Origin of the sequence: Gaiella sp., assembly GCF_035710885.1 — a bacterium.
In the GTDB taxonomy this organism is placed as follows: domain Bacteria; phylum Actinomycetota; class Thermoleophilia; order Gaiellales; family Gaiellaceae; genus Gaiella.
This window is the reverse complement of the sequence record NZ_DASTCS010000022.1, coordinates 1-18,268: the sequence shown is the minus strand read 5'-3', so window position 1 is coordinate 18,268 and position 18,268 is coordinate 1. Positions and strand designations below refer to the sequence as shown.

Annotated in this window: 20 protein-coding genes; 7 read left to right on the top strand and 13 right to left on the bottom strand. The window is 71.5% G+C overall.

Annotated elements, in window-relative coordinates; translation table 11 throughout:
- Nucleotides 1-217 precede the first annotated feature (217 nt).
- From glpX to VFO26_RS04825, 4 genes are all read right to left on the bottom strand, one after another.
- Complete coding sequence (gene glpX, locus VFO26_RS04840; protein ID WP_325113760.1) at nucleotides 218-1,177, bottom strand: class II fructose-bisphosphatase; 960 nt, start codon at nucleotides 1,175-1,177, stop codon at nucleotides 218-220.
- A gap of 9 nt (nucleotides 1,178-1,186) precedes the next feature.
- Entirely contained in the window at nucleotides 1,187-2,029 is an 843-nt protein-coding gene (locus VFO26_RS04835; RefSeq protein ID WP_325113759.1) for a hypothetical protein, read from the bottom strand.
- A gap of 68 nt (nucleotides 2,030-2,097) precedes the next feature.
- On the bottom strand, nucleotides 2,098-3,372 hold the full coding sequence (locus tag VFO26_RS04830) for a hypothetical protein (protein ID WP_325113758.1): 1,275 nt from the start codon (nucleotides 3,370-3,372) through the stop codon (nucleotides 2,098-2,100).
- A 5-nt stretch (nucleotides 3,373-3,377) separates the two neighbouring features.
- Nucleotides 3,378-4,184, bottom strand: coding sequence for a metallophosphoesterase (locus tag VFO26_RS04825; RefSeq protein ID WP_325113757.1), 807 nt, complete (start codon nucleotides 4,182-4,184; stop codon nucleotides 3,378-3,380).
- 71 nt (nucleotides 4,185-4,255) lie between these two features.
- On the opposite strand from VFO26_RS04825, the gene VFO26_RS04820 reads away from it, so the two are divergent.
- Both VFO26_RS04820 and VFO26_RS04815 read left to right on the top strand, forming a co-directional pair.
- The gene (locus VFO26_RS04820; RefSeq protein WP_325113756.1) at nucleotides 4,256-4,633 is read left to right on the top strand and encodes a hypothetical protein; all 378 of its coding nucleotides are present in this window, start codon (nucleotides 4,256-4,258) and stop codon (nucleotides 4,631-4,633) included.
- A complete protein-coding gene (locus tag VFO26_RS04815) occupies nucleotides 4,630-5,220 on the top strand; it encodes a phosphoribosyltransferase (RefSeq protein ID WP_325113755.1) in 591 nt (196 codons plus the stop codon). Before VFO26_RS04820 ends, VFO26_RS04815 begins: the two co-directional genes overlap by 4 nt.
- A 271-nt stretch (nucleotides 5,221-5,491) precedes the next feature.
- Here the strand turns inward: VFO26_RS04815 and VFO26_RS04810 are convergent, their stop codons facing one another.
- Genes VFO26_RS04810 through VFO26_RS04790 form a run of 5 tightly spaced genes read right to left on the bottom strand, consistent with a single transcriptional unit; the run spans nucleotide 5,492 to nucleotide 9,726 of the window.
- The gene (locus tag VFO26_RS04810; RefSeq protein WP_325113754.1) at nucleotides 5,492-6,694 is read right to left on the bottom strand and encodes a murein hydrolase activator EnvC family protein; all 1,203 of its coding nucleotides are present in this window, start codon (nucleotides 6,692-6,694) and stop codon (nucleotides 5,492-5,494) included.
- On the bottom strand, nucleotides 6,694-7,029 hold the full coding sequence (locus VFO26_RS04805; protein WP_325113753.1) for a hypothetical protein: 336 nt from the start codon (nucleotides 7,027-7,029) through the stop codon (nucleotides 6,694-6,696). Before VFO26_RS04805 ends, VFO26_RS04810 begins: the two co-directional genes overlap by 1 nt.
- Complete coding sequence (locus tag VFO26_RS04800; protein ID WP_325113752.1) at nucleotides 7,026-9,032, bottom strand: heme lyase CcmF/NrfE family subunit; 2,007 nt, start codon at nucleotides 9,030-9,032, stop codon at nucleotides 7,026-7,028. The genes VFO26_RS04805 and VFO26_RS04800 overlap by 4 nt, the downstream gene beginning before the upstream one ends.
- Before the next feature lie 3 nt (nucleotides 9,033-9,035).
- Nucleotides 9,036-9,440 (bottom strand): cytochrome c maturation protein CcmE, encoded by a 405-nt coding sequence (locus VFO26_RS04795; RefSeq protein ID WP_325113750.1) that lies wholly within the window; start codon nucleotides 9,438-9,440, stop codon nucleotides 9,036-9,038.
- 46 nt (nucleotides 9,441-9,486) lie between these two features.
- A complete protein-coding gene (locus VFO26_RS04790; RefSeq protein ID WP_325113749.1) occupies nucleotides 9,487-9,726 on the bottom strand; it encodes a hypothetical protein in 240 nt (79 codons plus the stop codon).
- Between the two features lie 134 nt (nucleotides 9,727-9,860).
- Here VFO26_RS04790 and VFO26_RS04785 point away from each other — a divergent pair, with 134 nt between their 5' ends.
- Entirely contained in the window at nucleotides 9,861-10,676 is an 816-nt protein-coding gene (locus tag VFO26_RS04785) for a sugar phosphate isomerase/epimerase family protein (protein WP_325113748.1), read from the top strand.
- A 155-nt stretch (nucleotides 10,677-10,831) separates the two neighbouring features.
- Here VFO26_RS04785 and VFO26_RS04780 read toward each other — a convergent pair whose 3' ends face one another.
- Together VFO26_RS04780 and VFO26_RS04775 are read right to left on the bottom strand one after the other, a co-directional pair.
- Nucleotides 10,832-13,768 (bottom strand): ATP-binding protein, encoded by a 2,937-nt coding sequence (locus tag VFO26_RS04780; protein ID WP_325113747.1) that lies wholly within the window; start codon nucleotides 13,766-13,768, stop codon nucleotides 10,832-10,834.
- Nucleotides 13,769-13,796: 28 nt separating this feature from the next.
- A complete protein-coding gene (locus VFO26_RS04775) occupies nucleotides 13,797-14,600 on the bottom strand; it encodes a hypothetical protein (protein WP_325113746.1) in 804 nt (267 codons plus the stop codon).
- A 40-nt stretch (nucleotides 14,601-14,640) separates the two neighbouring features.
- Here VFO26_RS04775 and manB point away from each other — a divergent pair, with 40 nt between their 5' ends.
- Genes manB through VFO26_RS04755 form a run of 4 tightly spaced genes read left to right on the top strand, consistent with a single transcriptional unit; the run spans nucleotide 14,641 to nucleotide 17,147 of the window.
- Nucleotides 14,641-15,996, top strand: coding sequence for a phosphomannomutase/phosphoglucomutase (gene manB, locus VFO26_RS04770; RefSeq protein ID WP_349259044.1), 1,356 nt, complete (start codon nucleotides 14,641-14,643; stop codon nucleotides 15,994-15,996).
- A gap of 40 nt (nucleotides 15,997-16,036) precedes the next feature.
- Nucleotides 16,037-16,339 carry a monooxygenase gene (locus VFO26_RS04765; protein ID WP_325113744.1) on the top strand — a complete coding sequence of 101 codons (303 nt, stop codon included), beginning with the start codon at nucleotides 16,037-16,039 and terminating at the stop codon, nucleotides 16,337-16,339.
- 2 nt (nucleotides 16,340-16,341) lie between these two features.
- A complete protein-coding gene (locus tag VFO26_RS04760) occupies nucleotides 16,342-16,809 on the top strand; it encodes a YbgC/FadM family acyl-CoA thioesterase (RefSeq protein WP_325113743.1) in 468 nt (155 codons plus the stop codon).
- On the top strand, nucleotides 16,806-17,147 hold the full coding sequence (locus tag VFO26_RS04755; protein ID WP_325113742.1) for a hypothetical protein: 342 nt from the start codon (nucleotides 16,806-16,808) through the stop codon (nucleotides 17,145-17,147). The genes VFO26_RS04760 and VFO26_RS04755 overlap by 4 nt, the downstream gene beginning before the upstream one ends.
- Nucleotides 17,148-17,378: 231 nt before the next feature.
- Here the strand turns inward: VFO26_RS04755 and VFO26_RS04750 are convergent, their stop codons facing one another.
- Together VFO26_RS04750 and VFO26_RS17900 are read right to left on the bottom strand one after the other, a co-directional pair.
- On the bottom strand, nucleotides 17,379-18,104 hold the full coding sequence (locus VFO26_RS04750) for a hypothetical protein (protein WP_325113741.1): 726 nt from the start codon (nucleotides 18,102-18,104) through the stop codon (nucleotides 17,379-17,381).
- Nucleotides 18,101-18,268 (bottom strand): RNA polymerase sigma factor (locus VFO26_RS17900; protein ID WP_349259045.1); only part of this gene is annotated, 168 nt, incomplete at its 5' end. The genes VFO26_RS04750 and VFO26_RS17900, both read right to left, overlap by 4 nt.

Sequence of the window (18,268 nt, the reverse complement as noted above, 5' to 3'; positions counted from 1 at the left end):
GTCGACACTTACCGCAGAGGGCGCGGGCGTCACGCCTTCTCTCGGCCGCGGCCCAGCCTCGAGTCCCCACTGCCCCCCGCTCGAGGGAGACCGGGACCTGTGACACCCGCGCCCTCTTCAGTGTGACGCGGCAGAGCGCGTTTGCCTAGTCATCCATATCACTGATTCGAGGGAGCCTCCGGGCGGCGCGGTCACGCTCGTCTGCCGGATCGGGGGATCAGCCGAGCAGCCGCACTTCCTCGCGCCGCTCGCGGGCGAAGAAGTGGATGCCGTCCGTGAAGCGCACCCAGTTGCAGCGCATGCACATGATGAGCGAATGGGTGCGCGCGGAGTCCGCCATGAAGCGGACGCCGCGAAGCAGGTCGCCGTTCGTCACACCCGTGGCGACGAAGATCACGTCGCCCTGCGCGAGCTCCTCCTCCGTGAACACGTGGGCGACGTCCTCCACGCCCACGCCGTGGGCCCCTTCGATCTGGGAGCGGGTGGTCGGCCAGAGCTGCGCCTGCATCCCTCCCCCGAGGCAGCGGAGCGCAGCGGCCGTGAGCACCGCCTGGCGGGTCCCGCCGATGCCGATCGCGAGATGGTCGTTCGTGCCTCGGATCGCGGCGGAGATCGATGCCGTCACGGTCCCGTCCCCGACGAGCTTGATCCGGGTGCCGGCGCTGCGCAGCTCCTCGATCAGGTCGTGGTGGCGCGGCCGGTCGAGCACCAGGGCGGTGATGTCGAGTGGCTGGCGACCAAAGCTCTCCGCGACCTTCTGCACGTTCTCCGCGACGGGGCGATCGAGGTCGATCACTCCACGCGCCCGCGGGCCGACGGCGATCGTGCGCATGTACATGTCGGGCAGCTGCAGGAGCGCGCCCTCGTCTGCGACCGCGAGCATCGCCATCGCCCCGACGCCGCCTCGCGCCACGACGCCGCGACCTTCGATCGGGTCGAGGGCGAGGTCGACGCGTGCTCCGCCGGATCCGACCGTTCCGCCCGGCAGGACGAACTCGCCCGTCCGTGCGCCGATCACGATCCTCCCTTCGATCGGGAGCTCGTCCAGCGCTGCCTTCATGCCGCTCGCGGCCGCGTCCTCCGCCGCCTCCTCGTCCGCCCGGCCGAGCCAGCGGGCGCCGGCGAGCGCCGCCCACTCCGTGGCACGCGCGTACTGGGTGCACAGGCACTTGGCCACGCAGCGAGACTACGCGCTGACGAGCCGATCCGCGGTCGACAGCACAAGGTCCAGGACCTCGCCCATCGCCTGGTCGAGCGTGGCGTTCATGATCACGGGCACGTCGCAGCGACGTGCACGCTCGATCAGCGCGTCCTGGATGAGCCGGATCTCCGGCATGCCGTCGATGTACTTCTCGAGCGGGCGGAGCCCCTCGGTTGCATGGTCACGCACCCAGAAGTGGCTGCGGTGGAGGTCTTCGTCCTCGATCGCGACGAGGCACTGGACGACGATCGCCCCGTTCCGGTCGACGTCGAGCATCCCGGGCACGAGGTGCACGCCCTCCAGCACCATCGACCATCCCTCGGCCAGCGAGCGGTCGATCGCGGCCTCGACGCCGACCAGCACGTTGCGCGTCTGGTCGAGGAAGCCCAGCAGGCGTGCGTCGCCGGCCTCGTCCTCCTCTGCCTTCGTGAGCGCCAGGCCGGCCTCGAAGCTCGAGTAGTGCACCGACGGCATGAACGCGGGCGAGAAGAAGGCGCGCATCGTCTGGCGGATGAAGTCGGTCGATGTGACGCGCGTGATCCCGAGTCTGTGGGCGGCCTCGGTCGCGATGGTGGACTTGCCCGTGCCCGTTGCTCCGCCGACGAGGAGGATGATCGGGGCGTCGAGCTGACGCAGCGCGTGGAGGCGGCGGAGCCTTCGCATCGTGCGCGTCCCCTCGGCTTCGCCGAGGACGTCGCTCGCGAGCTCCGCCAGCCGGTCGAGGTCCAGCCGGTCGGTCCCGCGCTCGGCCATGTCGGCGTCCGCGCGCCGTGCCAGCTCGTAGGCGCGGGTGATGGTCAGCCCAGTCGCCGCGAGCGCGCGCGACATGAGCCCCTTCGACCACGGTGGCCCCTCGTCACCTCCGAGGGGAAGCGGTGCCAAGTAGCGGCGCTCGCTCACACCGTCTCCGGCACGAGCGCGACCGCCTCTGCCGCCAGACGGTCGAGCTCCTCGTCCAGCGGAGCCTCGCCCGGCAACGGCACGACGTCGTTCGCAGCGATCACGACGCGCACGCCGCGCCTCGTTGCCTCCTCCACGACCACGTCGACCGCTGCAGCCTTGAGCTCGACGACGAACACGTCCGCATCGGCGGCCGCGAGATCCTCGCGCAGGCGACCACGGTCGGCGAGGTTGCCCGACACGAGACTGACGCTCGCGCCGTGCGCCTCCTCGAGATGCGAGGCGAGCCGGGCGTGGTGCGTGGCCGGAGCCGTGCCGAAGAACGCCACCCGCTCGCCCGACACGGTCTCGAGCGGCCGCGGGCGGAGCACGGTGCGGATCAGCGGCGTCCACGGCCGGAGGTGCGAGCGCAGGGCGTCGGCGAGCTGCCCGTGCGGCGCATCCTCCTCTGCCATCGTGACGACGACGAGGTCGGAGATCCGCGCGCGATAGGTGTTCAGGTAGCCGGCCGCGACATCGACCGGCTGCGACGCGGAGACGACGAGCAGCCGCCGTCCGGCCGCGACCGGGGGCAGCGCCGCACCGCTCCCGTCGAGCACCACGAGCTCAGCGCCGAGCCCGCTCGCGACCGAGACGCCCTCGAGCACGTTCGACACGGGAACGGCGCCCGCGAGCCCACCGCCACACCTGCGGGCCCCTACCGTCGTCACGCCGGCGACGACCGCAGTCTCGAGGTGGTCGGACGCTGCGTGCCGTCCGTCCCGCGAGAGCTCGAGGAGTGCGTCGACGGTTGGCCTGACGAAGACGACCTCCGGGTCGGGCGGTCCTCCCCGGCCCATCGCGACGACGACCACCCGGTGCGTCCCCGCGAGACGGCGTGCCACGTGCCCCGTCACCGCGGTCTTGCCGACGCGCTTACCGGTGCCGATCACCGCGAGCGTCGGCACGCTCACGTGCTCGGCGGGCGGCGGATCGAAGCGGAAGTCCGGCCCCTCGTACGGGACGCCGAGCGCCAGAACGCGACCCGCGAGCGCGAAACGCTCCCGCGGCCCGAGCACCGGCTCGTCCGAGAGATCGAGCACGACGTCGGGCTGGTACCGCTCGACCGCGACCTCGACCGAGCGCTCGAGCGGAACCCCATACCCCTGATCGTCGCCTCGGAGCTTCTCGATGCCACCGACGAGCACCGCAGCCAGGACGACGTCCTCGATCTCCTCCAGGGCGGCACGGACCACGGGTGGGTAGTGCTCGCCGTCCACGATCGCGACCACTCGCCTCATCCTCTGGTCGTCACCTCCCGCTCGATCCGGCCGGTGTACTTCTCGTATTCGAACGTCTCGGTGGAGAACTGGATGATCCGTTCTTCACCGTGGAACGGATGCCTTCGGGAGATCGACACGTGGTGGCCGTTGACCTCCACCACGTTGTAACAGGGCCGCGTGTTTCCCCGGAGGCGGAGCGACGAAACCGTGCCCGTGGTGACGACGAACAAGTGCTCGAGCCGCCAGGCGTACGGGACGTGCTTGTGCCCGGAGAGCACGAGCTGCACGCCGGCGCGCAGGAGGCACTCGATCGCGTCGCCGGCGTCGTAGACGACGTTGCGCTCGCGGCCCGTTCCCGGCACCGGCAGCAAATGGTGGTGGAGGACGAAGATCCTCAGCTTCGAGGGCTCCGCGGCGAACTGCTCCTCGATCCACGAGTAGCGCCCGCGTCCGATCTGGCCGTGGTCGAGATCCGGCTCGGTCGAGTCGACCGCGACCACCGTGACGTCGTCCTTGCGCAGGACGGACCCCCGGCTCCCGAACAGGTCCTCGAAGTGGACATAGCCCACGTTCCGGGCGTCATGGTTTCCCGGTACGACCACGAAGGAGTCGCAGTCGATCGTGTCGAGGTACTGCCGGGCCAGCTGGTACTCGTGCTTGAAGCCGAACGTGGTCAGGTCGCCCGAGCAGACGACGATGTCGGGCTGCAGCTCGTTGATCTCCGAGATCGCGCGGTCGAGCAGCGCGGCTTCGAAGTACGGCCCTCCGCAGTGGAGGTCGGACAGGTGGGCGATCCGGAACGGGCGCTCGCCGACGGCCATCGCCCCGCAGTCTACGGGCCGCGGCGCGACCTCCGATAGGGCCGTCCGAGGCCGTCGCTACCCTCGACACGGTGCCCGAATCGCCCAAGGAAGCGGCTCCGTTCCAGGCATATCGCGGCACAGAGCCGCCGCGCTTCGTCAACGGCGCGGAGCGAGAGTGCGCCCGGATCCTCGACTGGTATGGGGTCCCCTGGGAGTACGAGCCCCGCTCCTTCGTGCTCGAGCGAGACCCGGAGGGCCGCGTCACGAGCGCGTTCACGCCCGACTTCTACCTCCCCGAGCAGGATCTCTACATCGAGGTCACGGTGATGAAGCAGTCGCTCGTGACCCGCAAGAACCGGAAGCTCCGGGAGGTCAGGCGGCTGTACCCCGACGTCCGGGTGAAGCTCTTCTACCGGCGCGACATCGAGCGCCTCGCACAGCGCTATCGGCTGAGGATCGCCTCGTGACTCCGTTGAGCGCCGCGGAGCGGCTCCGCGGCGAGGGGCAGCCGATCGGCGACGTCTACCTGCGTCGCGACGAGATCGCGGCACGGGTCACCGAGCTCGGTCGGGAGATCGGTGCCGCATACGCTCACTCGCTCCCCCTGCTCGTCGCCCCGCTCAAGTCGAGCACCGTGTTCCTCGCGGACCTCTCGCGAGCGCTCGAGCTCGACCACGAGTTCGACGTGATCGAGCTCGCGCCGTACGGCAGCGGCCGTACGGGAGGGGGCGTGCGGCTGCTGAAGGACCTCGACCGCCCGATCGAGGGTCGCGAGGTGCTGCTCGTCGAGGACGTGGTCGACACGGGGCTGACGCTCGGCTTTCTCACGCGCTGCTTCGCGGAGCGGCGGCCGGCGAGCCTCGCCGCCGTCACCCTGCTCGACCGCCCCTACCGTCGCCTCGTCGACGACATACCGCTCCGCCATGTCGGCTTCACGGTTCCCGACGAGCTGTTCGCCGGCTACGGCCTCGGGCTCGACGAGCGGTGGCGGGCGCTCCCCGACCTCCATCTCGTGGCCGTCGACGAGCTCCCCGCCGCGATCGACGCAGCCTGATTCCGCCCTCCTCGGGGCTACGTGCGGGTCGGGCCGTGCGGTGTCAGACACCGGTTTGTGTCAAGGGCAAACCCGTGCCGATTCTGCGCCAATCGCTCCACAGGCCGAACGGTAGGCACCGCCTCGCTTCGCGGGCCGGCCAGCTCCCGGAACGACGTGGCCGGGCGGGCCGACTTGACAAGGAGCAGTGTCTGACACCGACACGCCCCGCGCAGCGCGCCGCCCGCGACGGCGTTTCGCGAGCGGCGCCGAGGCTACGGCCGCGCGGCCCTCACAGGTACCCGAGCGGGTCGGTGGCGGAGCCGTTCACGCGCACCTCGAAGTGGACGTGCGGGCCGCTGGAGTTGCCCGTGTTGCCCGAGTACGAGACGACCTGGCCTGCCGCGACCGACTGCCCCATCGAGGACGCGAACGACGAGTTGTGGGCATAAGCAGTCGAGAGGCCGTTTCCGTGGTCGACCACGACGAGGTTGCCGTATCCGCCGAGCCATCCCGCGTGGATCACCGTGCCGGCGGCGGCTGCACGAACCGGCGTCCCCTGTGCGACGGCGATGTCGATCCCCTCGTGCATCCGCCCCCAGCGCCACCCGTAGCCGCTGGTGACCGGCCCGGACACCGGCCAGCCCAATACGCCGCTCCCCGAGGGCGCCACGATCGCGGGTACCGACGACTGCTGTTGCGCCTGGCGGATCCGCTCTGCGAGCGCCGCACTCTGCTGCTCGAGCGCGTCGATCTCCTCGAGCACCGACTCGCGATCCGCCTGGATCGAGGCCAGCGTCGCAGACTTGTCGCGTCTGGCCGCCACGAGGGCGTCGCGGCTCACGACCAGCCGCGTGACGACGCCGCGCTGCTCCGTCGTCGCGACCGCCACGACCGCCTCGACGCGGGCAGCCTCGACGCGTGCGATCCGCGTGCGCCGACGCGCGTCGGCGACCCCGTCCCGAGACACCTTCACGCGAGCCGCGATCCGCTCGTCCTGGCGTCCGATCCTGCCCAGCAGCTCGAGGTTGTCGAGGATGTCCGTGAAGCTCGACGTCCCCAGCACGAAGGAGAGCGCGTCGGGGCTGTCCGTCATGTAGAGCTCGCGCACGCGCAGCTCGAGCCGCCTGAGCGCGATCCGGTACTCCCCGCGCAGTCGCTCGAGACGCGCGGTCTGATCTGCGATCGTGCGGTCGAGGGCGGCGAGCTTCTCCCTGGCTCCGGCGAGCTGTCCCTCGAGCACTGCCAGACGCGCCTGCTGCGCGTCGACACCTGCCTGCAGCTCACGCACCCGACCCGCGACGGCGCTCAGCTCCTCGGTGAGGACGCCTGCCCGCCGCCCGGCATCCTCCGCCTCGCCGCGCAGTCGGCCGAGCTCACTGTCGACGCGGGCCTTCTCCGCGCCCGGGTCGCCCGCCGCGGTGCCCGCCGTGAGGAGCAGGCAGAGGGCCGCGAGGCCGGCGACAGCTGCCTCGAGGCCGGCTCGACGACCCATCACGCGCTCTTCGCGCTCCCCGCCGAAGTCCCTTCCCGGCCCGCGTCGAGCCGGTCGAGCGCCCGAAGCGCCTCGGCCGCGTCCCGCCGCAGCACGCCCACGACCCCGCGATAGTCGTCGTCCGAGATCCGCCCCGCCCTGTGGTCGGCCTCGAGCTCTCTCAGAGCCGACAGTGCCCGATCACGCTCCTCCTCGGCCGCGAGGCGCTCGCGCTCGGCGGCGCCGAGCTCGAGGAGCGAGTCGGACTCGGGCGCAGGCTCGCGCAGGAACGGGAGTGCGACCACGACGACGACCGCGACGACGAGCGCCGCGCCCAGCAGGAGCCACACGCTCACGTCGTGGCCGGCGTGTCCCGGGTCTCGCCCACGGGGGCGTAGCGCGTCGCGAGCCGGCGCTCCTCCCGCGCGTCCGGCCAGAGAGCGATCACCGACCCGAGCACGAAAACGAGCCCCGCGAGCCAGATCAGGTTGACGAGCGGCTTGACGAACACGCGGAAGAACACCGTGCCGTCCTCGTTCACCTGCTCCGCGATCACGAACAGGTCCTCGCCGGTGAGCAGGTCCGAGCGGATCCCGACCTCGTTGGAGACCTGCTGCTCGACGCTGTAGGCGTTCTTCCCCGCCGCGAGCGTCCCGAGCTCGTCACCCCCGCGCCGCACGTCGAGCACCGCCCTGATCTCCGTCGCGTTGGGGCCGTCCCGTTCGGTCAGCTCGCGGTAGGTGAGCGTGTAGCCGCCGACGCCGAGCGAGTCGCCCCGTGCCAGCCGGCCCTCGACAACCGAGTCGTACGCGCTCGACCCTGCGATGCCGATCGCGAGGAGCACGACCGAGGCGTGGACGACGTAGCCCCCGTACCGACGCCGGTTCCTCGCCACGAGACGGCCGAACGACGTCGCGACGCCCTCGCCCGTCAACGCCCGGCGCGCGGTGGTGCCGCGGACGAACTCGAGCGCGATCGTGGCGAGGACGAACACGGAGAAGGTGTATGCGATCAGGCCCGGGATCGACGACCCGGCGCCGAGGCCGATCAGGAGCACGCCGGTCGCGAGCGCGAACCCGGCGGGCCAGGCGAAGACCCGCAGGAGGCCCCCGAGCGACGCCCGCCGCCAGGCGACGAGCGGCCCGATCCCCATCAGCAGGAGGAGCGGCAGCCCGAAGATCCGCAGGAAGAAGTCGTAGTAGGGCCGCCCGACGACGACCGCCTCGCCGCGCACGGCCTCGGAGACCATCGGCCATGCGGTACCCCACAGGATCGTCAGGCAGAGCGCGACCAGCAGCAGGTTGTTGTAGAGGAACGTCGCCTCACGCGAGACGAGCGACTCGAGCCGCGCCGTCGTGCGGAGCTGCGGCAACCGAAGCCAGATCATCGCGGCCGAGAACACGACCGTGATCACGATGAAGCCGAGGAACCACGGCCCGATCGAGCTCTGGGTGAAGGAGTGGATCGAGCTCACGACTCCCGAGCGGGTGAGGAACGTCCCGAACAAGGAAAGACAGAAGGCGAGGCTGACGAGCGTCACGTTCCAGACACGGAGCATCCCGCGCTTCTCCTGGATCATCACCGAGTGCAGGAACGCGGTCGCGGCGAGCCACGGCATCAGCGCGGCGTTCTCGACGGGGTCCCAGGCGTAGTATCCGCCCCACCCGACCTCCTGGTATGCCCAGTGGGCGCCCAGCAGCTGTCCGACGCCGAGCGTCGTCCAGGCGACGATCGTCCATCGCCTCGTTGCGACGATCCAGCGCTCGTCCGTCCGCCGCGCGAGGAGGGCACCCATGGCGAACGCGAACGGCACGGCCAGGCCCACGTACCCGAGGTACAGGAACACCGGGTGGATCACCATGTACGGGTTCTGGAGGCTCGGGTTGAGCCCGGCCCCGTCGGCCGGGGCGGCGATCGTGTCGAACGGGCTCGAGACCGCCACGAGGAGCCAGGCGAAGCCGACCGCGATCCCTCCGAGCACGGGGGTCACCCAGACGACGAGGTCGCGGGCCCGCCGCCGCGCGAACCAGACGGCGAGCGCGGAGTACGCCGTCAGGACGAGCAGCCAGAGCAGGAGCGATCCCTCCTGCCCACCCCAGAACGCCGAGATCTTGTACTGCAGCGGCAGCGCTCGGCTGGAGTGGCCGGCGACGTACGCGAGCGAGAAGTCGTCGCGCACGAACCCCGCGACCAGCACGCAAGCGGCAACCAGCGTCGAGAAGAACGACGCGAGGAGCGCGTTCCGGGCCGAGAGCGCGAGACGGCGGCGGCCCAGTGCGGCCGCCGCGCCGCCTGCGACGAGCGCGTAGAGCGACAGGCCGAGCGTGACGAGAAGAGCGGCGCGGCCGAGCTCCGCCATGTCCTAGGAGGAGTCGGCGGCCTGGTACTTCGACGGGCACTTCGTGATCATCGACCCCGGGGTCGTCACGAACGTGCCGTCGGCTCGCTGCGTCCCGGTCACGACGACGTCGCGGCCGGGGCGGAAGAGGTCGGGCACCGAGCCCTTGTAGATCACCTTCACCCGTTGCTTGTCCGCGCCCTCGATGTCCTCGAGCGCGAACCGGAGACCCGCTCCGTGCGGGTCGCCGGTCGGGGCGCCCACGACCCGCCCTGCGAGCGAGACCTCGCCCGTCTTGGTGGCGAGCTCGCTCGGCGAGACGGACGGCGTGCCGCCGCCGGCGAGCGAGGTGTAGAGCAGGAAGACGGCGAGCACCGCCGCGACGGAGAGGGCGATGACCAGCCTGGCCGGGGACGTCGACCGCGCCATGCCGACAGTCTAGAGACGACGCGCCGAACGCTGCCCGGACGTGCGCCTACGCTTCGGCGGCGTCGCGCTCGCGGCGGCGCGGCACCTCGTAACCGTGGTCGACGCAGAGCGAGCCGGGCGCGTCCTCGGTCAGCGCATCGCAGTACCCCTTGCCGTACGCAGCCCGCATGAACGCAGAGGCGACCTCGAGGTTCCATTCGCTGATGTCGGCCGCCTCGCGCCAGAGGTCGGTCAGGCGGAGGTCGATGTCGAGCTCGAGAAGGTCGATCCGTGTGGGCTGAGCCATGCCCGCGAGGGTACGGGACCGATCGGACGACATCCGCGCAGTGCAGGCGAATCCGTTGGGTACGCGGATCCGGGCCCTGGCCCGGCCGGCGCGACTCCCCGCGATCGCCCGGGTGCCGGGGATAGAGTCGGCGGATGGGCAGGATCCGGGTGGGACCGGCGCGCGTGCCGGAGCGAGAGAGCCCCGAGCAAGCGGTCGAGCTCTTGCTCGAGCGCGGCTACGAGGCGTGCGAGATCGACTTCGAGTCCGGCTTCTGGATGGACTACCCCTGGGCCGAGCGACTCGGCGAGCTCGCCCGAGAGCACGACATCGCCCTCTCGGTGCACGCCCCGCTCTTCGGCTGGGTCGGTCACCTCGAGGCGAGCGGCCGGAAATGGGCGTCGGCGGTCGGGGGCCTCGACCGCAGTGCCGGGATCGCGGCCGCCTGCGGCGCCGAGGTGGTCGTCTTCCATCCCGGCTTTCTGCTCGGCCGGAGTCGAAAGGACGCGATCGACGCCGTCGTCGAGCAGCTCGCGATCGTCCGGGAGCGGCTGGAGGGAAAGGGCCGCGGGGTGCCGTTCGGTGTCGAGGTGATGGGCCGCGTCCGCGAGCTCGGCACGCTCGAGGACTGCCTCGAGATCAGCGTGCGCACGGGCTGGGTGCGCCCGGTGATCGACTTCGCTCACATGCACGCGACGAGCGACGGCGCTTTCGTCGAGCCCGAGCCGTTCCGGGAGGCGCTGGAGCTCGCCGACGCGGTGCTCGCTCCCGGGGCGCCGTTCCACATCCACTTCTCGGACATCGCCTTCGCGAACCGCAACGAGACGAAGCACCTGCGCTACGGCGAGGGAACGCTGCGCGCGGATCCGCTCAACGACGCGCTCGAAGGGTTCGAGCGGACGGCAACGGTGATCTCGGAATCGCCCGACGAGGCGTCGAGCCAGCTGATCCGAGCGGCGCTCACCACCTGACCTCAGGTCTGGCGCAGGGCCCCCTCCAGGTGTAGCTGAGCGAGATCAGGAGCTCCATCCCGAGGATCGGCGCCCACCGGGCGGCGACGCGACGATGACCCGTACAGGACCGAGCTCGAGACGACAGGCGAATGCACCATGCTTCGCCCGACGCGCTAGATGATCCGCGCCGCCCTCTCCGGCCGGAGGAGCGCGTCGAGCCGCTCCTCGAGGTCGACCGCCTCCTCCTCGCGTCCCTGTGCGCGCAGGAACCCCGCGAGCGCGGCGAGCGGCTCGGGCTCGCCGTTCCGGTAGTCCGTCTCCGCCAGCACGTCGAGGGCCTCCCGGAGAAGGAGCTCCGCCTCTGCTGCGCGACCCTGAGCCGCACGAACGAGGCCGAGCACCATCCGGACGTTCGACCGCGACATCATGTCCTGCATCCCGACGGTCTCCACCGCAGACAGGGCCCAGCGCTCGGCCTCCTCGACGTGACCTTGCGCGAGCACGATCTCCGCCAGCGTGCGCTGCGCCTCCACGATCTTCCCCCGCTCCTGGACGGAGAGGAGGATCCGCACGGCCTCCCGCACGAGTTGCTCGGCCCGGTCGAGGTCACCTTCCCGCCAGACGGCCACGCCCTCGAGCTGCCGTGCCCGAGCGGCATCGGGTGCCGCCCCCGTCTCGTCGAACAGGTCGTAGGCCGTGTGGAAGGCCTCCGCCGCCTCTGCGGAGCGTCCCCGGCGTAGCAGGATCGACCCACGGACGCGTGCCGCCCACGCGCGAGCCGAGAGACTGCCGCTCGAGTCTGCGAGCGTCGTGCCCGCGGCCAGGAGCTCCTCCGCCTGCGAGACGTCGAGCCGCGCATGCGCGGCCGCGGCCAGCTCCGTCAGCGCGAGGCTCTCCAGGTCGGCCCGGTCGGCAGCTCGGGCGAGCTCGAGCGTCTCGCCCGTGTACAGCTCGACGCTCGTGATGTCTCCCTCCCACCAGCCAATCGCGCTCAGCAGCGTGAGCACCTCGTACCGTGCGTCGCCGGGAGCCTCCGCGAGCAGCTCGTGCGCCTCCAGGCCGAGTCGGCGGGCGGTCGGCACGTCCGCGTTCCGGTTGAGGACGATCTCGGCGAGCTGGGTGAGGGCCAGCCCCTCGCAGGTGCGCTCCCCGGCCTCCCGAGCCAGCTCTCGGACCTCCTCCATCTCCACCGACGCCGCGGGCAGCTCCCACAGCCGCCACGCGGCGCGGGCGGCCTGGAACCTCCGCTGGAGGCTGGGCTCGAGCTCGATCGAACGGAGCAGCAGCCGCCGCGCGGTGCGGTTTGCCTCGCGCGCGAGAGCACGGCGGCCGGCACGCTCGAGCGCGTCGGCAGCCTCGGCACGGAGGTCGGCCGGAACCTGGCCCTCCAGCTCCGCGAGCAGCGCGGCAGCGCGCTCGAGGTGGTAGGCCTGCGCCTCCACGAGCTCGTCCGGGGAGCGCGACTGCAGCCACCCGGCGAACGTCCGGTGGAGCCGCGCCCGCTGGCCCTTGGCGAGGCCGCCGTATGCGACGTCGCGGATCAGGACGTGGCGGAAGCGGAACGCGACCTCGCCCGGGACGGTCGAGATCGGCTCCCTCGTGAGCAGCTGCCGGTCGACGAGGTCGGCCAGCGCGGCATCGACATCGAGCTCGGGGTCGAGCTCCGCGACCGCGCCTCTCCAGAACACGCGACCGACGAGGGCCCCGTGGCGCACGACCGACCGCGACGCCGGGGGAAGCCGGTCGATCCGGGACGCGATCAGCGCCTGCACGGTGTCGGGAATCCGCACGGCCGTGGCGTCGTGGCCCTGCTCGGCGAGCATCCGGATGGTCTCCTCGATGAAGAGCGGGTTGCCCTCCGTCTTGTCCAGGAGCGCCTTCCGCAGGCCGCCCGGCAGCGCCGCGTCCGCGACGAGCGCGTCGACGAGAAGCGCGGTGTCCTCCTCCGGGAGCGGCCCCAGGTCGATCGTGATGGAGCGGCGTCGGCCTCCTCCCCACCCGGGTCGCAGCTCGAGGAGCTCGGGGCGCGCGAGGCAGACGATCAGCACCGGCGCATCGTCCACCCGGTCGGCGAGATGCTCGATGAGATCGAGGAGCGGCTCCTCCGCCCAGTGGACGTCCTCGAAGCCGAGCACGAGCGGCTGGGCCTCGGCGAGCGACGTCGCCCATTCCTGCGCGGCCCAGGAGATCTCCTGCCCGCGTCGGCTGCCCGAGACGGTGTCGAGCACGCCCGAGGCGAGCCCGAGCAGGTCCGCGACGGCGTCGCTCGAGCAGGCCTCCCTGAGTTTCTCGAACGCCTCTTCCGGGGAGTCCTCGGGCGAGATCCCCGCTGCGGCCTGGACCATCTCTGCCAGCGGCCTGTAGGCGAGCCCTTCCCCGAAGGGAAGCGAGCGCCCCGTGAGCACGGTCGTGCGCTCGAGCCCCGCGAAGAACTCGCGGACGAGCCGGCTCTTGCCGATGCCCGGCTCGCCGAAGATCGTCACGAGCTGTGCCCGCCGGTCGCGAACGGCGCGAGAGAACGCGTTCTGCAGCAGGTCGAGCTCCTCCTCTCTGCCGACGTAGGGCGCCACGACGCTCACGGGGCGGCCGATCGGTCGCTCGGCACAGACGACCCGTCGGACCTCCATGCCCTCGCGCAGCCCCCTGAGCGGCGGCCCGTCTCTCGGCTCGGTCACCACGCGGCCGGCAGTAAGGCCGTGTGCCGTGGGCCCGATCAGGATCTCGCCCGGATCGGCCGACTGCTGGAGCCGGGCCGCGACGTTCAGCGCCTCGCCGGTCGCGAAGGTCGAGTCACCGTCCTCGACGACGACCTCTCCCGCCTCGATGCCGATCCGCACGGGGAGCTCGCCGTCGCCGGTCTCGACGATCGCCACGGCTGCGCGCACCGCGCGCTCGGCGTCGTCCTCGTGCGCCGTCGGGACGCCGAAGACCGCCAGCACGGCATCTCCTGCGAACTTCTCGATCGTGCCGCCGTACGTGTCGATGTGGGCTCTGACGCGGTCGAAGAACCCGGTCACCTTCCGCCGCGCGACCTCCGGGTCGCTCGCGGAGACCAGGGCCGTGGAGTCGACGAGATCGACGAACATCGCCGTCGCCAGCTTGCGCTCCATACCATGAGTCTAGGGTCGGCGGAGGGTGTCAGGCAGGGCGGCTAACCGCCCGTTTCGACGCCTCGCGGGAGCGTCCGCCGCCTCGACGCCTGTGGAGCACGACCCCGATCCCGCCGAGCAGGGCGGCCACCGCGACCGCGCCGGCGAGGACGGGGACGCTCGTCCCGCCGGCAGCGCTCGTCGGCTCTGACGGCTGCGCGACGCTTCCCAGGCCGCGTCGCGCGAGGATGCGCCCGACCGTGGCAGGGTCGAGCCGGGAGAAGCTGAAGCCGTCCTGGAGGACGCCCGTCGACGGCGAGAGCAGGAGCCGCACGCCCTCCGTCCACGGGCTCGCGATGCGCGAGCGAAGCTCGATCCCGACCCAGTCCTCCGCGCTCACGGGCGCCTCGAGCTCGCTCGGGCGCCCACGGAGCGACAGGTACGACGTCGGGTCTGCGGCGGGCCGGCCGTCGACGAGCGCAGCAGTCACCACCGGCGCGGGGTACGGCTCCAGGTCACGGGTCACTGCGGCGAACGCGGCGCGCGCCGCGTGGTCGAGGCGGTGGAGCTCTCTCTCCCCCGCATTGCCGGCGAAGGCGCTCGAGCCGTCGACCGGGACGTACCAGACGCGCCAGCCCGGGTCGTGCGGCGAGACGTGGAACGTGATCCGGTAGAACGAGCCCGGGGCCGGCGGCGCATCCGGTGCCTCGCCACCCCACGCCAGCAGCGTGTGCGGCGGCTCGTGGAGGCTGACACAACCCGATGCGCCGCAGACGGTGGCGCTCGCGATCCCCTTGGCGTCCGCCGTCGGGGCGCCGAGCAGGGCGAGCAGAAACGCCGCGAACAGCCTCATGCCCGCTTCTACCCCGCCGCCCGGGGCGGGGTTCCCTACGATGCCCCTCGTGCTCGACCCCAAGGTCTTCAAGGCGTACGACATCCGAGGAATCCACCCCACGGAGCTCGACGAGGACGGCGCGTACCGGGTCGGGCGGGCCTACGTCGAGCACTTCGAGCCGCGCACGATTGCGGTGGGGCGCGACATGCGGCTGTCGTCCCCCTCGATGGCCGCGGCGCTGATCGAGGGCGCCGCGGACGGCGGGGCCGACGTCCTCGACGTCGGGTTGATCGGCACCGAGATGCTCTACTACGCCGTCGGCGAGCTGGGGCTGGAGGGCGGCGTCTGCGTCACCGCCTCGCACAACCCCAAGGAGTACTCGGGCATGAAGATCGTCCGCCGCGGCGCGCTTCCCGTCGGCGGTGACTCCGGTCTCGAGGACGTGCGCCGCCGTGCCGACGGGGCGTTCGGCGAAGTGGAGCACCGCGGCGAGGTCCGCTCCGAGGACATCTGGGACGGGTTCGTCGACAAGGTGCTGTCCTTCGTCGACCCGCAGGCGATCCGGCCGCTCAAGGTGGTGATCGACGCGGCGAACGGCATGGCGGGGGCGATGCTGCCTCCGGTGCTCGCACAGCTCCCCCAGCTGGACGTGGTGAGGTGCTACTTCGACCCGGACGGGTCGTTCCCGAACCACGAGCCGAATCCGCTGCTCCCCGAGAACCGCGCGTTCGTGGTCGAGAAGACGCAGTCGGAGGGCGCCGATCTCGGAGTGGCCTACGACGGCGACGCCGACCGCTGCTTCTTCGTCGACGACACGGGGGAGTTCGTGCCCGGCGACTTCGTCACGGGCCTGCTCGCCCGGGCGATGCTCGCCAAGGAGCCGGGCGCGAAGATCCTCTACGACGTGCGCGCGAGCTGGGCGGTGCCCCGCGCGATCGAGGAAGCCGGCGGGATCCCGCTCGTGAACCGGGTCGGGCACGCCTTCATCAAGCACCGGATGCGCAAGGAGAACGCCCTTTTCGCCGGCGAGGTCTCGGCCCACTACTACTTCCGGGACTTCTCGCAGGCCGACACCGGCGTCGTCCCGTTCCTCGTGATGCTGGAGATCCTGTCGGAGGGCGGGCAATCGCTCTCGGAGCTCCTCGCGCCGTTCCGCGATCGGTATTTCATCACCGGTGAGATCAACACGCCCGTCGCGGACGTCGCGCTCAAGCTCCAGGAGCTGAAGGAGCGATACACCGCCGAGGGCGGGCGCGTCAGCCACCTCGACGGCATCTCTGTCGACTTCGACGACTGGCATTTCAACGTCCGTCCCTCCAATACCGAGCCGCTGCTGCGCCTGAACCTCGAGGCCCTCGATCCGGGGACCATGGAGCGGCGGCGCGACGAGGTGCTCGAGCTCATCCGCAGCTGACCGCATCCGACAGAGGCCGATCCGCGACCGAAAGGACGACATGCCCACTGTGCTGCAGTTCGACTTCTCGATGGCCGGGCCCTGGGGGGAGGAGATGGCGACCGCGTTCAAGGACCTCGCAGCGATCATCGAGCGCGCGCCGGGGCTCCGCTGGAAGATCTGGACCGAGAACGAGGACGAGGGAGTCGGCGGCGGCATCTACCTGTTCGAGGACGACGGGAGCGCGCTCGCGTACCTCGAGGAGCACACGGCGAGGCTCGAAGGGTTCGGTGTCAAGGACATCCGTGCGAAGCTCCTGCACGTCAACGAGCCCCTCACGGAGCTCACCCGCGGCCCGGTCTGAGCGTGGCGGCCGCGCCAGAGCTGGGCAGGCTGACCGATCGTCGGCCACCGTTCAAGTACTCGGCCCTGACGCGCGTGTGGTTCTCCGACACGGACGCGCAGGGGGTCGTCTACTACGGCCGCTATCTCCCGTACTTCGATCACGCGCGCACGGAGTACCACCGGCACCTCGGCGGCCTCGGGATGCACGGGGTCACCGGAGCCGAGCTCGTGATGCGCGCCTCGAACGTCGAGTACCACGCCCCGGCCCGGTTCGACGACCTGCTCGAGTGCTTCATGCGGATCAGCCGCCTGGGGCGGACGAGCGTCACCTACGAGGGCGTCGCGCTCCGGCTCCCCGACGACGCCCTCATGGTCACCGCGACGCAGACGCTCGTCCTCGTCGACCGCGAGACCCGGCGGCCGGTGCCCATCCCAGAAGGCGCGCGCACGCCGATCCGGGCGTTCGAGGGAAACGACCTGGTCGAGTGACGCGGCGCGCGGTCGACGTCATCGAAGAGGCCCTCGCGCGGCCGAACGACGCCGACGAGGCGCTGCGGGAGGTCGTGCGCGTCCTCGCCGACGAGCCGGGCATCGGGTGGGCCGGGATCGCGTTCGTCGAGGCGGGCGCGCTCGTGCTCGGGCCGTCTGCAGGGGTCGAGGACCCGTCGCGTCGGAAGCGCGCGACGATCAGCTTCAAGGGCGAGCCGGTGGGCGAGCTCCGCGTCGACGGCGACGCCGACGAGGCGCTCCTCGCACGGATCGCCCGGCTCCTCTCCGCCCATGTCCTCCTCGGCTGGGACACCGCCGGGGAGGCGTGGGAGCCCTGAGCGCCCCGGTCATCGAAACGAGGGTGCGCCCCATGGGGAAGCTGCCCCGGGGGGGCGGATCCGCCGGCGCGCCCGCCCGGGCAAGCCGGGCGGGCGCGGCGCGGCTTCCCCTCCCCCACACGCCTTGTATTCGGGGTCCTGCGGGCCGTCATCCCTCGTTTCAGGGATTGCCTCCCCCGAACGGGGTACCCTCACCCTTCCGCACTTGATCCCTCGAACGAGGATCTGCTCCTATCGCACGGCCGAGGCCAGCTGCACGGCCTCGTCGCGCTCGAGAGCTCCTTCGATCCTGAGCGTGACGCCGTCCCGGTCGACCAGCAGCGTGTTCCCGGCGAGCCATCCCTGGTCGTACTGGACGTCCCCGTCGGGCGCGACGAAGTACACGACGTGCGGCCCTCCCTCGAGCCAGATGCCCCGATCGCCGTCCACGGCGAGCTCCTCGACCGACGTCGAGGAGCCGACGAGCTTCTTCAGGAGCGCCGGGTCGTCGACGCTCCCGGGGAACTGTGTGAGCAGGAGCCTCACCCGCTCGCCCTCGCGCCAGATGTAGCTCACGCGGATGCCGGGGGCGACGCGGATGACGTCCGGAGCCGGCTCGTCGCGAGGAGGGTCGGCGAACGGGAAGCCGGCTCGCGAGCGGGCTGTCTCGAGCGGCATCTCGTCGCCGAGGATCTCCAAGCCGGGAGACGGCTCGATCGCCGGCAGCTGGTCGACCCTGACGATCCTGGCACCGCCGATCCCCAGCCAGTCGAGGATCGCCGTGCGCGCCGGCGGCACCGCGAGGACCGCGAGCAACGCGGCGAGCAGGACGACGAGCGCCACGGCGAGTCGCGGCCGATGCATCGTGGGCCGGGGGGCCGGCTCGGCGATCCGGCCGGCGACCGCCGCGGTCACGTCCGGCGCCTCCGGCCATTCGACTGACGCCGCGAGCGAGGTCAGCTCCCGCTCGAGGCTCATCGGGCGTCCTCGCCCACGACGGCGCGCAGTCGCTCGAGCGCGCGCGACGTCCGTGACTTGACCGTGCCCCTCCGGATGCCGAGCGCTGCGGCGGTCTCTTCCTCGCCCAGCTCGAGCAGGAAGCGGTGGATCAGCACCTCTCGGTCGCGCTCGTCGAGGCGGCC